14 protein-coding genes are annotated in these 13,789 nt (G+C 67.2%); 6 read left to right on the top strand and 8 right to left on the bottom strand.

The genetic code is table 11. The features are described from left to right. Positions 1-108: 108 nt before the first annotated feature. Entirely contained in the window at positions 109-741 is a 633-nt protein-coding gene (locus tag ACTIF2_RS27395) for a LysE family translocator (RefSeq protein WP_439500309.1), read from the bottom strand. Between the two features lie 108 nt (positions 742-849). Then, positions 850-1,338, bottom strand: coding sequence for a YHS domain-containing (seleno)protein (locus ACTIF2_RS27390; protein WP_439500308.1), 489 nt, complete (start codon positions 1,336-1,338; stop codon positions 850-852). Between the two features lie 215 nt (positions 1,339-1,553). Here ACTIF2_RS27390 and ACTIF2_RS27385 point away from each other — a divergent pair, with 215 nt between their 5' ends. Then, positions 1,554-2,066: a GNAT family acetyltransferase gene (locus ACTIF2_RS27385; RefSeq protein WP_439500307.1), complete on the top strand. Its 513-nt coding sequence runs from the start codon at positions 1,554-1,556 to the stop codon at positions 2,064-2,066. Between the two features lie 116 nt (positions 2,067-2,182). Next, positions 2,183-3,472 (top strand): NAD(P)/FAD-dependent oxidoreductase, encoded by a 1,290-nt coding sequence (locus ACTIF2_RS27380; RefSeq protein WP_439500306.1) that lies wholly within the window; start codon positions 2,183-2,185, stop codon positions 3,470-3,472. Between the two features lie 94 nt (positions 3,473-3,566). On the opposite strand, the gene ACTIF2_RS27375 is transcribed toward ACTIF2_RS27380, so the two are convergent. The 3 genes from ACTIF2_RS27375 to ACTIF2_RS27365 form a co-directional block, all read right to left on the bottom strand. Then, complete coding sequence (locus tag ACTIF2_RS27375; protein ID WP_439500305.1) at positions 3,567-4,073, bottom strand: DinB family protein; 507 nt, start codon at positions 4,071-4,073, stop codon at positions 3,567-3,569. Between the two features lie 11 nt (positions 4,074-4,084). Further along, positions 4,085-5,305, bottom strand: coding sequence for an NAD(P)/FAD-dependent oxidoreductase (locus tag ACTIF2_RS27370; RefSeq protein WP_439500304.1), 1,221 nt, complete (start codon positions 5,303-5,305; stop codon positions 4,085-4,087). 93 nt (positions 5,306-5,398) lie between these two features. Further along, positions 5,399-6,313 (bottom strand): LysR family transcriptional regulator, encoded by a 915-nt coding sequence (locus tag ACTIF2_RS27365; protein ID WP_439500303.1) that lies wholly within the window; start codon positions 6,311-6,313, stop codon positions 5,399-5,401. 135 nt (positions 6,314-6,448) lie between these two features. Here ACTIF2_RS27365 and amaB point away from each other — a divergent pair, with 135 nt between their 5' ends. The 3 genes from amaB to ACTIF2_RS27350 all read left to right on the top strand — a co-directional run bounded on the left by amaB (position 6,449) and on the right by ACTIF2_RS27350 (position 10,601). Beyond that, positions 6,449-7,969: an L-piperidine-6-carboxylate dehydrogenase gene (amaB, locus tag ACTIF2_RS27360; RefSeq protein WP_439500302.1), complete on the top strand. Its 1,521-nt coding sequence runs from the start codon at positions 6,449-6,451 to the stop codon at positions 7,967-7,969. A gap of 126 nt (positions 7,970-8,095) precedes the next feature. Further along, a complete protein-coding gene (locus tag ACTIF2_RS27355) occupies positions 8,096-9,313 on the top strand; it encodes an acyl-CoA dehydrogenase (RefSeq protein ID WP_439500301.1) in 1,218 nt (405 codons plus the stop codon). 103 nt (positions 9,314-9,416) lie between these two features. Continuing rightward, the gene (locus ACTIF2_RS27350; protein WP_439500300.1) at positions 9,417-10,601 is read left to right on the top strand and encodes a CaiB/BaiF CoA transferase family protein; all 1,185 of its coding nucleotides are present in this window, start codon (positions 9,417-9,419) and stop codon (positions 10,599-10,601) included. A gap of 9 nt (positions 10,602-10,610) precedes the next feature. Here the strand turns inward: ACTIF2_RS27350 and ACTIF2_RS27345 are convergent, their stop codons facing one another. Then, positions 10,611-10,997, bottom strand: a complete 387-nt coding sequence (locus ACTIF2_RS27345) for a type II toxin-antitoxin system VapC family toxin (RefSeq protein WP_439500299.1) — start codon at positions 10,995-10,997, stop codon at positions 10,611-10,613. Next, a complete protein-coding gene (locus ACTIF2_RS27340) occupies positions 10,994-11,236 on the bottom strand; it encodes a type II toxin-antitoxin system Phd/YefM family antitoxin (protein WP_439500298.1) in 243 nt (80 codons plus the stop codon). The genes ACTIF2_RS27345 and ACTIF2_RS27340 overlap by 4 nt, the downstream gene beginning before the upstream one ends. A 53-nt stretch (positions 11,237-11,289) precedes the next feature. Here ACTIF2_RS27340 and ACTIF2_RS27335 point away from each other — a divergent pair, with 53 nt between their 5' ends. Continuing rightward, positions 11,290-12,963, top strand: a complete 1,674-nt coding sequence (locus ACTIF2_RS27335) for a thiamine pyrophosphate-binding protein (RefSeq protein ID WP_439500297.1) — start codon at positions 11,290-11,292, stop codon at positions 12,961-12,963. Positions 12,964-13,156: 193 nt separating this feature from the next. Here the strand turns inward: ACTIF2_RS27335 and ACTIF2_RS27330 are convergent, their stop codons facing one another. Beyond that, positions 13,157-13,756, bottom strand: coding sequence for a cytochrome b (locus ACTIF2_RS27330; RefSeq protein WP_439500296.1), 600 nt, complete (start codon positions 13,754-13,756; stop codon positions 13,157-13,159). Between the last annotated feature and the right edge of the window lie 33 nt (positions 13,757-13,789).

The following is a 13,789-nucleotide window of genomic DNA, read 5'->3' as shown; positions in this document are numbered from 1 at the left end:
ATCGGACGCAAGGTGGCGATCTAGCTCTTTGTTTTAGCATCGAATTTTTCCGAAAAGTGGATTCCACTTTTCGGTCCGATGCTCTAGACGACCGCGACGAAAGATGGCTCAGCGCTGGGCTTCGGTCGCCATCTTCACGGCGAGCCCGGCCAGCACCGTGCCCATCAGCCAGCGCTGGACCACCGACCAGAGCGGTCTCGTGCGCAGGAACAGCGCAATGCCGCCGGCCGTGAAGATGATCAGCGCATTGACGCTGCCGCTGATCGCGATCTGGATCGCCCCGAGCAGCAGCGACTGGGTCAGGACGCTGCCCGCCGCCGGATCGATGAAATGCGGCAGCAGCGCCAGATAGAACATCGCGATCTTCGGGTTGAGCAGGCTGGTCAGGAAGCCCATCGCGAAAAGCTTGCGCGGCCTGTCGGGAACCAGCTCCCGGATCTGGAAAGGCGAGCGCCCGCCCGGCCTCAGCGCCTGCCAGGCGAGCCAGAGCAGATAGGCGGCGCCGCCGAAGCGCAGCGCGTCATAGGCATAGGGCACCGCAAAGAGCAGCGCCGTGATGCCGAAGGTGGCGCAGAGCATGTAGATGACGAAGCCGAGCACGACGCCGCAGAGCGAGATCAGGCCCGCGGCATGTCCTTGCGAGATCGAGCGCGAGATCAGGTAGACCATGTTCGGACCGGGCGTCAGCACCATGCCGAAGGCAATCAGGGCGAAGGCCAGCAGGTTGGCGGTCTCGGGCATGGCGGGCTCTCCGGAAGGATGCGCCAAAATGCGCGAGGCCCGCAGCGCCGGCAAGGTTCAGGGGCCGCGCCGCAAGCATGGCCCGGCGGCGTTTTGCGGATGCCGGGCTCAGCGCGTGACGTCGGTCAGCGGAGCGACCTTCGGCCAGTTGGCGTCGCCCTTGGCGATATAGCCGGCCGGGTCCTTGTTCCAGGTGCTCTGGATCGACTTGTTGTAGTTGAGATAGAGCTTGCCATCGACGACGGCATAGGCGGCCGGGTCGATATCGGCCTTGTAGCCCTGCGCGGCCGCATAGGCGCAGAAGCCGCCATATTGCGGGGCGTAGCGCTGCGGCTCGGCCATGAAGGCGTCGCGGTTCGCGGCGGTGGCGAAGCGGAAGGTCGCGCCCTTGTGGGTCGCGGTGAACTGCGCCGAGCCCGTGACCGGTCTGGCATCGCGAAAATAGGCGACCGGGTCGTAGCCCTTGATCGCGAGGCCGGTGAGATCATTGACCTCGCCGGCATGCGCAGGGGGCGTGATCATCAAAGCCAGCGCGACGGCGAGCACGGCGCGGCGAGCGGGACCGCGGAACGATGTCAGGGGAGCGATGTCGGACATGGGATTGGCCTCCGGTTGCCGACTCTCATGCCATGGGAGCCTGTCAAAAGCCGGTAGCATCGTCCAAGCACATCTCGTCCGGGTGCTTCACATGCGCTTGAGGCGGGTGTGAAGATCCTAGCGCCTGCCGGCTTCCCGTTTTCCGATCACCGGCCTTGTTGCAGCCGGCGCGTTTCCCGCCGATCATGGCCGCCCTGTCGCTGTGTCAGCCCACCATGTCCCTGTTCAACCGCATTCTCTATACCCTGATTTCCCTGGCGCTGCTGGCCGCCTCGGTGCTGCTGATAGGGGTTGCCGTCTGGCGCACCATCACCGGCTTCTGGACCGGCGATGGCGGGCTCGACACGATGCTCGACGCCATCGGGCTGATCATCATCGCCGTCGCGGTCGCCGATGTCGGCAAGTTCCTGTTCGAGGAGGAGATCATCAACGATCGCGAGTTGCGGCGCCCGGCCGAGGCGCGCGGCTCGCTGACCAAGTTCATGACGATCATCATCATCGCGCTGAGCCTGGAATCACTGGTGCTGATCACCAAGGCCTCGCGCGACAACGTCTCCGACATCGTCTATCCCGCCATGCTCGTGCTGGTCGCGATCCTGGCGATGGTCGGACTCGGCCTCTTCCAGAAGCTCAGCCAGAACACGACCGCCACCGTCGCCGGCGCCAGGGAGGACGAGAAATCCCCGCCCGCCAAGGCTACAGCAGCGAAACGGGCGAAAGCGGAATGAACGCCGCTCCGCGGCAGGCGACGCCGGCGCTCTCTTGCGCACATACCGCGGCCGCCGGCTCGATACCGCCCACGACCGCCTGATCAACGAGCCCTCCCACGCCAGAGCCCACCGCCATGCCGAGGTATCCCGATACGTTCTACGCGCGGACGGTCGCGACGCGGCGCGACCGTCCGCCGCCAAGAGGGCAGGTGGAGGTTGAGATCTGCATCGTCGGCGGCGGCCTGGCCGGGCTGACCTGCGCCTACGAGCTGGCGCGCGCCGGACGATCGGTTGCGATCCTGGAGGCCGAGGCGGTCGGCTGGGGCGCGTCCGGCCGCAATGGCGGCTTCGTCGGCGCCGGCTATTCGCGCGGCCACGCCTCGATTGCCCGCGCCGTCGGCGAGGACGAGGCCCGCGCCCTGCACCGCCTTTCGATCGAGGGCATGCACATCGTCTCGGACATGATCCGCGATCTCGACGTGGCAGCCAGCGTCAGTCCCTTGCCTGGCAAGATCGCGGCCGTCCGCTATGACAGCGGCGACCGGCTGCAGCGGACCCGCGAGCGGCTGGCGCGCGACTACGGCTACGAGGTGGATTTCTGGCCACGCGAACAGGTTCGCGAGATCCTGCGTACGCCGAGCTATCACCAGGCCCTGTTCGACCCCAACTCCTTCCACATTCATCCCCTGAACTATGCCCGTGCAATCGCCGAGGCGATCGAGGCGGCGGGCGGGCTGATCTACGAGGATGCCCGCGTCGTGTCGGCCGAATTGTCGGGCGCGCAGAAGCGTCTCGTGACAGCGGGCGGATCCGTCAGCGCGCAGCACGTCGTGATCGCCTGCGGCGGCTACACCGACAACCTCGTGCCGAAGTTGCGCTCCAGCCATCTGCCGATCGCCACCTATGTCCTGACGACCGAAGCCGCCCCCGAGGCGCTGGCCGAGGTCATCCGGACAAGAGCCGCCGTCAGCGACGACCGGCGCGCAGGGGATTACTACCGCCTCGTCGAGGATGGCGCGCGCCTGCTCTGGGGCGGGCGCATCACCACCCGGACCAGTGAGCCGCACAACCTCGCCGCGATGCTGCGCCAGACGATGATCTCGACCTATCCGCAACTGGCGGGATTGAAGGTCGAAATGGCGTGGTCGGGCCTGATGTCCTACGCGCGCCATTTGATGCCGCAGATCGGCCGGCTCGGCCCCGGTGTATGGCATTGCATGGGTTTCGGCGGGCACGGCCTCAACACGACGGCGATCGGCGGGCGCGTCGTCGCGGAGGGCATCCTGGATGCGACCGACCGCCATCGCCACTTCGCGCCCTTCGGCCTGGTCTGGAACGGCGGCCCCTTCGGCACCGCGGCGGTTCAGGCGACCTATTGGAGCTACCAGCTCGCCGACTGGTGGCGTGAACGCAAGACGGCGTGAGCGCGCCGCTCGAGATGACGGAGCGGGACCGCCACCTGGCGTGACCTGACGGAGCCGTTCCGATCCCCGCAGGGCTACGGCCTGGCGGCGTGTTTCAGCGCGGCTCGTCGACCAGGAACAGATCCGTGTCCTGCGACCGCGCGCCCGCGGCGGTCAGCATCGCGTGGATCTGGCCGCGATGATGGGTCTGGTGGTTGAAGAGATGCATGATCGCGAGTGCCCGCGGCTTGCCCATCTCCCGGCCGGCGGCGCCCGAATACCAGATCAGCGTGCCGCGCAGCCACTTGGCCTCCACGGTCTGCGCCCAGGCGATGATCGCCTCGTCGCGCTCTGCCCGGAGACGGCGGAACTCGGCCCAGTCCTCGATATAGTTCGTCGATGTCCGGCCGCCGATCGGTGGCTTTGGCGTTCCGATCAAGCGAGACAGCCAGACCTCGTCGGCCCAGAGGACGTGGTTGAAGGTGCCGTGGATCGACTTGAAGAAGGCGCCGCGATCGAGCCTGCGGCCCTCTTCTCCCAGGGTATCGGCCGCATCGCACAGGCTACGATTCTGCCAGGCATTGTAGCGCGCCATGGTCTGGACAAAAGCCGGATCGACCATCACGGGCCTCCTCAGATGATATTGGCCTCCGTGAGCGGCCGGCCCGAGACGATGCGCTCATGGCCGAGATCGGCAAGGTCGAGCGTGCGATAACGGCCATGCAATATGTGCTCGGCAAGCCCGCGCCCGACCGCCGGCGACTGCTGCAGGCCATGGCCGGAGAAACCATTGGCGAGATAGAGGTTCGGCAGGCCGGCCGCCGGGCCAAGGATCGCGTTGCCGTCGAGCAGGTTCATGTCATAGGGCCCGGCCCAGGCGCGGCCCGGCCGGATCGCCTCGAAGGCCGGCACGCGATGGGCCAGCGCCGGCCAGACACGCTCCTCGAAGAAGGACCAGTCGACATCCTCGACATCCGGCGCGGTCTCGTCCCAATCCGGATCGACCTCGGCCGACGGGGACGCGCCGCAAATGAACATCTGGCCGTCGCTGCCGCGCTTGCCCTCGGGCCGGCAATAGGCACCGCTCACATCGATCAGCAGCGGGCAGTTATCGACCTCGCCCTTGCAGGTGAAGGTGAAGACGTAACGCTTCCTGGGCTTGACCGGGATGGCGACGCCCGCTGTCGCGGCGAGGCGAGCCCCGTGCGAGCCTGCCGCGTTGACGACCGCGCCGCAGCCGATGCGGCTACCATCCGCAAGCTCGACTGCGACGACGCGCCCGCCTTCCAGGATGTAGCGCGCCGCCTCACCCTGACGATACGCGACGCCGAGCGCCCGCGCCTTCTTGCGAAAGGCCTGCAGCAAGGCCCAGCCGTCGAACCAGCCCTCGCCGCTGACGCCATAGGTGCCGCAGGCGAGATCGTCGACATTGAGCCAGCTGAATTTGCTGCGCAGCATCTCTGCAGCATAAAGCGCAATATCGGCACCTTCCGCCTGCTGCAGCTTCTGGTTCGCGGCGAGGACCGAAGCCCCCTCGCCGCTCGCGACATAGAGATAGCCGCCCTCGTGCAGATCGATCGAGGGCACCTCGCCCTCGACCGCGAGATGCGCTCCGATATTGCGCAGGAACGCGATGCCGTGGAGCGAGATCCGGATATTGACCGGGCTGGAGAATTGCTGCCGGATCGAGGCCGCCGAGAGCGCCGAGGCGGAGTAGCGATAGGTCGGATCCTTCTCGACCACGATCACCTTGCCGTTGAAGCCGGGATCGGCAGCGAGATGATAGGCGACGGAGGAGCCGATCGCGGCCCCTCCGCAAATGACGACGTCGGCGCTCTCGGAAAAGGACGGCATGTCGGCCCTGAGACAGTCGAGCCGCGCGGCGGCGCAGCCGGGGTTGATGAATTCCGCGCATGAATGCCAAGGACAGGCCGGCTTGTCGAGGCCTCAGGGCGCGAGCCCGCACTCCCCGAGCAGCCAATCACGGAACGCGACGACGGCCGGCAGCGCGGCCTTGGTCTCGGGATAGACGAGATAATAGCCCTCTGTGCCGGTCACCGGCCGGTCGACCGGCACGACCAGCGCGCCAGAGCGCAGCTCCTCCTCGACCAGGAAACGCGGCACGATCGCCAGCCCCAATCCCGCCACCGCCGCCTGGGAGACCATGGCGAACTGCTCGAAGCGCGGCCCCATCAGCGCGCGCTCCGGCGGCAGGCCCTGCTTCTCCAGCCAGTTCGCCCAGGCCCGCGGCCGGGTCGATTGCTGCAGCAGCGGGGCGCGCAGCATGTCGGCCGGCGCGTTCAGGCCGAGCCTCTCGACCAAGGACGGTGCGGCGACCGGCACGACCTCTTCGCCCATCAAACGATGCAGGACGGCGCCGGGCCAGACCGGGTCCCCGAAATGGATGGCGGCGTCGATCGGCTCGCGGCCGAAATCGAATGGCACGAGCTTGGTGGCGAAGTTGATGGTGATCCCAGGATGGGCCTCGATGAAGCGCGACAGGCGCGGGATCAGCCAGCGCGTGCCGAAGGTCGGCAGGATGGCGAGGTTGAGGACGCCGGCCGCCCCGCGAAAGGCCATGGCCGAGACGGTGGCGGCAGCGAGGCGCGAAAGCCCGTCGCGGATGCCCTCGGCATAAGCGCCACCGGCGGGCGTGAGGCTGACCCGCTTCTTGACGCGCTGGAACAGGCTGACGCCGAGCACCTTCTCGAGATGCGCCACCTGCCGGCTGACCGCACCCTGGGTCAGGTTCAGCTCCTCGGCCGCGCGCGTGAAACTGCCATGGCGCGCCGCCGCCTCGAAGGCGGCGAGCGCCGAGAGCGAGGGCACGGAGAGGCGGCCGGGAACGAGATCGAACATCATGATCTATACTCATCAACTCGTGAGAACATATCGGTTGCCGAGAGCCGCCGGAAGGGGGCATTCTGCGCCCTCCGGCGCGGCGGCTCCTTCCCGCGCCGTTTGACGTATTTGCACTGGACGGGTCGGAAACAGCACATGGCTTCATCTCTGCCGCAGGACGCGCTCGCATTGCTCAAGCGCCTGGGCGTCGCCGAAACCGCCTATGCCAAGGCCGGTCTGACGGCCCGCTCGCCGATCACCGGCGAAACCGTGACCATCCTGCGTGAGACCAGCGCAGCTGAGGCCGAGGCCGCCATCGGCCGGGCGCAATCGGCCTTCCTCGCCTGGCGCAAGGTGCCGGCGCCGCGCCGCGGCGAGTTCGTCCGCCTGCTCGGCGAGGAGCTGCGCGCCGCCAAGGCCGATCTCGGCCTGCTGGTCACGATCGAGGCCGGCAAGGTCACCTCCGAGGGCCTCGGCGAGGTCCAGGAGATGATCGACATCTGCGATTTCGCGGTCGGCCTTTCGCGCCAGCTCTACGGGCTGACGATCGCCACCGAGCGGCCGAGCCACCGCATGATGGAGACCTGGCATCCGCTCGGCGTCTGCGGCGTGATCTCGGCCTTCAACTTCCCGGTCGCGGTCTGGTCGTGGAACGCGGCGCTCGCCTTCGTCTGCGGCGACAGTGTCGTCTGGAAGCCCTCGGAGAAGACACCGCTGACGGGCCTCGCCGTGCAGGCCATCGTCGAGAAGACGATGAAGCGTTTCGGGCCCGAGGCTCCGGTCGGTCTCTCCGAGGTGCTGATCGGCGGCCGCGAGATCGGCGACATCCTGGTGCAGGACCATCGCGTCCCGGTCGTCTCGGCCACCGGCTCGACCCGGATGGGCAAGGAAGTCGGGCAGAAGCTCGCCGCGCGCTTCGCCCGCGCCATCCTCGAGCTCGGCGGCAACAATGCCGCGATCGTCGCGCCTTCGGCCGATCTCGACATCGCGCTGCGCGGCATCGCCTTCGCCGCCATCGGCACCGCCGGCCAGCGCTGCACGACGCTGCGTCGCCTGATCGTGCATGAGAGCATCTACGACAAGCTCGTGCCGAAGCTCGCCAAGGTCTATGGCAGCGTGAAGATCGGCGACCCCCGCGAAGCCGGCGTGCTGGTCGGCCCGCTGGTCGACGAGGCGGCCTATCACGGCATGCAGAAGGCGCTCTCCGAGGCCAAGGCCGCCGGCGGCAAGGTCCAGGGCGGCGAGAAGGTCGATGTCGGCAGCGGCGGCTTCTATGTCCGCCCGGCGCTGGTCGAGATGCCGGAGCAGGCCGGCCCGGTCGAGCGCGAGACCTTTGCGCCGATCCTCTATGTCATGAAGTACAAGACGCTGGACCAGGCGATCGGGCTGCAGAACGCGGTCGGCGCCGGCCTGTCCTCCTCGATCTTCACGCTCGACATGCGCGAGGCCGAGACCTTCGTTTCGGCAGAAGGCTCGGATTGCGGCATCGCCAATGTCAATATCGGCCCCTCGGGCGCCGAGATCGGCGGCGCGTTCGGCGGCGAAAAGGAGACCGGCGGCGGCCGCGAGGCCGGCTCGGACGCCTGGAAGGCCTATATGCGCCGCGCCACCAATACGCTGAATTACGGTACGACATTGCCGCTGGCGCAGGGCGTCAGCTTCGATGTGGATGCTTGATCGATAAGCCGTCATTCTCGGGCGAAGCGAAGCGCAGACCCGAGAATCTCGTGACCAGCCAGCTGGTTTCCGAGATGGTCGGGTCAAGCCCGACCATGACGATCAGAGGAACAGGGAGTTGAAACCATGGCCGAAGCCGCCCGCAAACCCGCCACGAGCCACAAGCTGGCCGAGTTCACCTGGGACGACGCCTTCCTGCTCGACGAGCAGCTTTCCGAAGACGAGCGCCTGATCCGCGACACCGCCCGCGACTATGCGCAGGAGAAGCTGCTGCCGCGCGTCTCGGAGGCCTATCTCGAGGAGAAGACCGACCGCTCGATCTTCAACGAGATGGGCGCGCTCGGCCTGCTCGGCGTGACGGTGCCGGAGGAGTATGGCTGCGCCGGCGCCAATTACGTCTCCTACGGGCTCGTCGCCCGCGAGGTCGAGCGTGTCGACTCGGGCTACCGCTCGATGATGAGCGTGCAGTCCTCGCTCGTCATGTATCCGATCTACGCCTATGGCGACGAGAACCAGCGCAAGAAATACCTGCCCAAGCTCGCCTCGGGCGAATGGATCGGCTGTTTCGGCCTGACCGAGCCCGATGCCGGCTCCGATCCCGGCGGCATGAAGACCCGCGCCGAGAAGGTGGCCGACGGCTACAAGCTGACCGGCTCGAAGATGTGGATCTCGAACTCGCCGATCGCGGATGTCTTCGTGATCTGGGCGAAGTCGGCGGCGCATGACAACCAGATCCGCGGCTTCATCCTCGAGAAGGGCATGAAGGGCCTCTCCGCCCCGAAGATCAGCGGCAAGCTCTCGTTGCGCGCCTCGATCACCGGCGAGGTCGTCATGGACGGCGTCATCGTGCCGGAAGAGAACCTGCTGCCGAACGTCTCGGGGCTGAAAGGTCCGTTCGGTTGCCTCAACCGCGCCCGCTACGGCATCTCCTGGGGCGTGCTGGGCGCCGCCGAGGACTGCTTCCACCGCGCCCGGCAATACGGGCTCGACCGCAAGCAGTTCAACAAGCCGCTGGCCCAGACGCAGCTCTACCAGAAGAAGCTCGCCGACATGCTGACCGAGATCACGCTCGGCCTGCAGGGCTCGCTCCGCGTCGGCCGCCTGCTCGACGAGGGCAAGATGGCGCCGGAGATGATCTCGCTGGTGAAGCGCAACAATTGCGGCAAGGCGCTCGACATCGCCCGCCAGGCCCGCGACATGCATGGCGGCAACGGCATCTCGATCGAGTTCCAGGTCATGCGCCACGCGGCGAACCTCGAGACGGTCAACACCTATGAGGGCACGCACGACGTCCACGCGCTGATCCTCGGGCGGGCGGTGACCGGGCTGCAGGCGTTCTTCTGAGCCGACGCCCGCGTCATGGCCGGGCTTGACCCGGCCATCTCTCCCAGAACCAACTCCCGAAGAGATGGTCGGCTCAAGGCCGACCATGACGCGGATCAGCCGAATGTCCCAATCCTCTCCCCTCGCCGGCCTGCGTGTCCTCGAACTGGCGCGCATCCTCGCCGGGCCCTGGATCGGCCAGCTGCTCGCCGATCTCGGCGCCGATGTCGTCAAGGTCGAGAGTCCCGAGGGCGACGACACCCGCAACTGGGGCCCGCCCTTCGTCGAGGGCGTCGACGGCAAGACGCTCTCGGCCGCCTATTTCCACGCCGCCAATCGCGGCAAGCGCTCGATCACGGCCGATTTCCGCAGCGAGGAGGGCCGCGCTTTGGTGCGCAAGCTCGCCGGTCACGCCGATGTGGTGATCGAGAACTTCAAGGTCGGCGGCCTCGCCAAATACGGGCTCGACGCCGCTTCGCTGCGCAAGCTGCATCCCAAGCTGATCTATTGCTCGATCACCGGCTTCGGCCAGGACGGGCCCTATGCCGAGCGCGCCGGCTACGACTTCCTGATCCAGGGCATGGCCGGCTCGATGTCGATCACCGGCCAGCCCGACAGCCAGCCGACCAAAGCGGGCTATGCCAAGACCGACATCTTCACCGGGCTCTATGCCACGGTCGGCATTCTCGCCGCGTTGCGCCGGCGCGAGGCGACCGGCGAGGGCGCGACGCTCGACCTCGCCTTGATGGACACGCAGGTCGCGGTCCTCGGCAACCAGGCGCTGAACTACCTGGTCTCGGGCAAGGCGCCGGCCCGGCTCGGCAACGCCCATCCCAATATCGTGCCCTACGAGGTCTTTCCGGTCGCGGATGGCCACATCATCATCGCGACCGGCAATGACGGGCAGTATCGCCGGCTCTGCGAGGTGCTGGGCCGGGCCGATCTCGGCGCGCATCCGGACTATGCCGACAACAAGGGCCGCGTCGCCCAGCGGGCCGTGCTGATCCCGATGCTCGCCTCGCTGACGGCGCGCAGGCACAAGGCCGAGATCCTGGCCGCGCTCGAGCAGGCCGGCGTGCCGGCCGGGCCGATCAACACGATCGACGAGGTCTTCGCCGATCCGCAGGTGGTCGCGCGCGGCGTCAGGGTCGACCTGCCCACCGAGGCTGCCGCCAAGGGCGCGATCCCGACCGTCGCCTCGCCCATCGTCATCGACGGCGAGCGGCAGGTCGCGTCGCGGCCGAGCCCGCGGCTCGGCGAGCACCAAGACGACATTCTGAACGATCCCGCCTGGGGCGGAGGCGGCTGAATGGCCGGCTCACCAGAGGCGGCGGGCGCCGAGCGTGTCGAAGGCGGTGTCGGACGCGACCAGAAGCAGCCCCTCGGTGATCGCCTGCGCTGCCAGCAGGCGATCGAACGGATCGCGGTGTTCGCCGGGAATGGAGCCCGCCAGACGAGCGTGCACATTCAAAAGCGGGAGCGACTGAAATCCGTCCGCTTGCAGCGCCTCGTCGAACGTCGCAAGGACGTTCTCAACCCTGGGCAGTTTTCCGACTCGATGCTTTGTCGCGATCTCCATCGCCGAGACCGGACTGACATAGATCAGGTGATTGCGATCGGTGATCGCGTCCATGACCGATTTGCTCAATGTCCGGCCTCCGAGCCAGAACCACAGCAAGGTCGAGGTATCGAGCAGCAGCCTCAATCGCCATGGCCCTCCCAGAGCCGCAACTCCTCCTCCGGAAGCGGCTCGAAGAACTCCGGCCCGATGGTGAACTGGCCCTTGAATCGCCCCGGCTTGCGCTCGGGCCGCGCCGTCTCGATCGGCACCAGCCGCGCCACCGGCTTGTCGCGGCGCGAGATCACGACCTCGCCACCCTTCTCGACTTGCTCGATCAGGCGGGAGAGATTTGTCTTCGCCTCATGGATGGTGACGCGCGTCATCGCCGTCTCCTCACTCAACCTGACCAACTTAGCTAATTAGGGCGGATGTTTCAATGACCGGACCTCGCACTGGTGGGCAGATCCTCGTCGACCAACTCCTGATCCATGGCGCGACCGATGCGTTCTGCGTGCCGGGCGAGAGCTATCTCGCCGTGCTCGACGCGCTTCATGACGCCGACATGAAGGTGACGATCTGCCGGGCCGAAGGTGGCGCGGCGATGATGGCGGAAGCTGCGGGCAAGCTCACCGGCAAGCCCGGCATCTGCTTCGTGACGCGCGGGCCGGGCGCGACCAACGCCTCGCCGGGCATCCATATCGCCGACCAGGATTCGACGCCGCTGATCCTCTTCGTCGGCCAGATCGAGCGCGGCATGCGCGAGCGCGAGGCTTTTCAGGAGCTCGACTACCGCGCCGTCTTCGGCACCATGACGAAATGGGCGACCGAGATCGACGATGCCGCGCGCATCCCCGAGATCATCAGCCGCGCCTTCCATGTCGCGACCGCCGGCCGCCCCGGCCCGGTGGTGATCGCGCTGCCCGAGGACGTGCTGACCGACCTTGCCGACGTGGCCGATGCCGAACCCTATCAGGTCACCGAGACGCATCCCTCGCTGCTGCAGACCATCGACCTGCAGAAGCGGCTCTGGGCGGCGAAGTCCCCGGTCGCGATCCTCGGCGGCTCGCGCTGGAACCCGCAGGCGATCGAGCGCTTCCAGCGCTTCGCCGAGCGCTTCGACCTACCCGTCGCGGTCTCCTTCCGTCGGCAGATGCTGTTCCCTGCCGATCATCCCAACTTCGCCGGCGATCTCGGCATCGGCCCCAATCCGAAGCTCTTGAAGCGGATCCAGGACAGCGACCTCGTGCTGCTGGTCGGCGGGCGCCTCTCCGAGATGCCGAGCCAGTCCTACACGCTGTTCGGCATCCCCAATCCGGGCCGGCCGCTCGTGCATGTCCATCCCGATCCGGAAGAGCTCGGCCGCGTCTACAAGCCGAGCCTCGCGATCAACGCTTCGCCGACCGCCTTTTGCGCCGCGCTCGAGACCGTGCATCCGCCGCAGGAGATTGCCTGGGCCGGCGCGGCGGCCGAGGCGCATGAATCCTATCTCGGCTGGAGTGAGCAGCCGGCGCCGGTGCCGGGCAAGTTCCATCCCGGCGAGGCGGTGACCTGGCTGCGCCGTCATCTGCCGGCCGACGCCATCCTCTGCAACGGCGCCGGCAATTACGCCACCTGGGTGCATCGCTTCCATCGCTTCAACAAGTTCGCGACGCAGCTCGCGCCGACCTCCGGCTCGATGGGCTATGGCGTGCCGGCCGCGATCGGCGCCAAGCGGCTCTTTCCGGAGCGAACCGTCGTCGCCTTCGCCGGCGACGGCTGCTTCCTGATGAACGGGCAGGATTTCGCCACCGCCGTGCAATACGAGCTGCCGGTGATCGTGGTGGTCATCGATAACGGCATGTATGGCACGATCCGCATGCATCAGGAGAAGCACTATCCCGGCCGCGTCTCGGCGACGACGCTGAAGAACCCGGATTTCGCGGCTTACGCCAAAGCCTTCGGCGGCCATGGCGAGTGTGTCGAGACCACCGCCGAATTCGCGCCGGCCTTCGAGCGCGCGGTCGCTTCGGCTAAGCCGGCGATCATCCATTGCCTGCTCGATCCGGAAGCGATCACGCCGGCGAAGTCGCTGAGCACGATCCGGGAAGAGGCGCTGGCTGCCAAAGGGTGATCAGAAGCGAGCCTTCCCTTCTCCCCTTGCGGGAGAAGGTGGCCCGCCGCAGGCGGGTCGGATGAGGGGTCGCGCGACGCTTCCAAAAGGGGCGTTTTTTCCGTAAAACGCAACCGGAAAGGGCAGCACGACCCCTCATCCGGCGCTGCGCGCCACCTTCTCCCGCAGGGGGAGAAGGGAAGTGCGCGGCTCCTCAGGCTGAGGGCTGAACTTCCCTGCGCCCGAACCACATCCGGCGCAGGAGGCCGTCGCGCCAGAGCAGCACATGGACCAGTGCCGCCGCGACATGGAGCGTGGCGAGCGCCAGCAGCAGGTTGCCGAGCCAATAATGCAGGCCGCGCATCAGCTCATAGGTCGCCTTGTCCGGTCCGATCGGGTGCGGGACGGCGAACCAGCCGAAATACAGGGTCGGGATCTGGAGCGGCGCCGAGGAGACCGTCAGGAAGCCGGTCACCGGCAGCGCGATCAGGCAGAGATAGAGCCCGGCATGGACCGCATCGCTCGCGAGTTGCAGCAGACGCCCGGGATTCGCCGGTGGCGGCGCAGGCCTGATCAGGCGCAGGACAAGCCGCAGCAGGATCAGGCCGGCGACGGTCAGGCCAACCGATTTGTGCAGCTGGTAATACTCGAAGCGCTCGACCAGGTTGCGCGTCTCGTCACGCATCGGCGAGGCGATCACGAACTGGGTCACGACCAGCAGCAGCGTCAGCCAGTGCAGGGTGACGAGAGCGGGATGCCAGCGCGCCGGCCGGCTAGAGCAGGATGCGAAAAAGTGGGAACCGGTTTTTCGCATCGATCCTGCTCTAACTCCTTGATGAGAGACGGA

Origin of the sequence: Allobosea sp. (assembly GCF_051860145.1) — a bacterium.
Lineage (GTDB): Bacteria > Pseudomonadota > Alphaproteobacteria > Rhizobiales > Beijerinckiaceae > Allobosea.
The sequence above is the reverse complement of the archived record's forward strand: the minus strand, read 5'-3'. Positions and strand labels throughout refer to the sequence as shown.

What these genes read in the sequence shown, in the direction of transcription:
- ACTIF2_RS27395 (WP_439500309.1), bottom strand. Translation starts at nt 741, where the DNA reads ATGCCCGAGACCGCCAACCTGCTGGCCTTCGCCCTGATTGCCTTCGGC.
- ACTIF2_RS27390 (WP_439500308.1), bottom strand. Translation starts at nt 1,338, where the DNA reads ATGTCCGACATCGCTCCCCTGACATCGTTCCGCGGTCCCGCTCGCCGC.
- ACTIF2_RS27385 (WP_439500307.1), top strand. Translation starts at nt 1,554, where the DNA reads ATGTCCCTGTTCAACCGCATTCTCTATACCCTGATTTCCCTGGCGCTG.
- ACTIF2_RS27380 (WP_439500306.1), top strand. Translation starts at nt 2,183, where the DNA reads ATGCCGAGGTATCCCGATACGTTCTACGCGCGGACGGTCGCGACGCGG.
- ACTIF2_RS27375 (WP_439500305.1), bottom strand. Translation starts at nt 4,073, where the DNA reads ATGGTCGATCCGGCTTTTGTCCAGACCATGGCGCGCTACAATGCCTGG.
- ACTIF2_RS27370 (WP_439500304.1), bottom strand. Translation starts at nt 5,305, where the DNA reads ATGCCGTCCTTTTCCGAGAGCGCCGACGTCGTCATTTGCGGAGGGGCC.
- ACTIF2_RS27365 (WP_439500303.1), bottom strand. Translation starts at nt 6,313, where the DNA reads ATGATGTTCGATCTCGTTCCCGGCCGCCTCTCCGTGCCCTCGCTCTCG.
- amaB (WP_439500302.1), top strand. Translation starts at nt 6,449, where the DNA reads ATGGCTTCATCTCTGCCGCAGGACGCGCTCGCATTGCTCAAGCGCCTG.
- ACTIF2_RS27355 (WP_439500301.1), top strand. Translation starts at nt 8,096, where the DNA reads ATGGCCGAAGCCGCCCGCAAACCCGCCACGAGCCACAAGCTGGCCGAG.
- ACTIF2_RS27350 (WP_439500300.1), top strand. Translation starts at nt 9,417, where the DNA reads ATGTCCCAATCCTCTCCCCTCGCCGGCCTGCGTGTCCTCGAACTGGCG.
- ACTIF2_RS27340 (WP_439500298.1), bottom strand. Translation starts at nt 11,236, where the DNA reads ATGACGCGCGTCACCATCCATGAGGCGAAGACAAATCTCTCCCGCCTG.
- ACTIF2_RS27335 (WP_439500297.1), top strand. Translation starts at nt 11,290, where the DNA reads ATGACCGGACCTCGCACTGGTGGGCAGATCCTCGTCGACCAACTCCTG.
- ACTIF2_RS27330 (WP_439500296.1), bottom strand. Translation starts at nt 13,756, where the DNA reads ATGCGAAAAACCGGTTCCCACTTTTTCGCATCCTGCTCTAGCCGGCCG.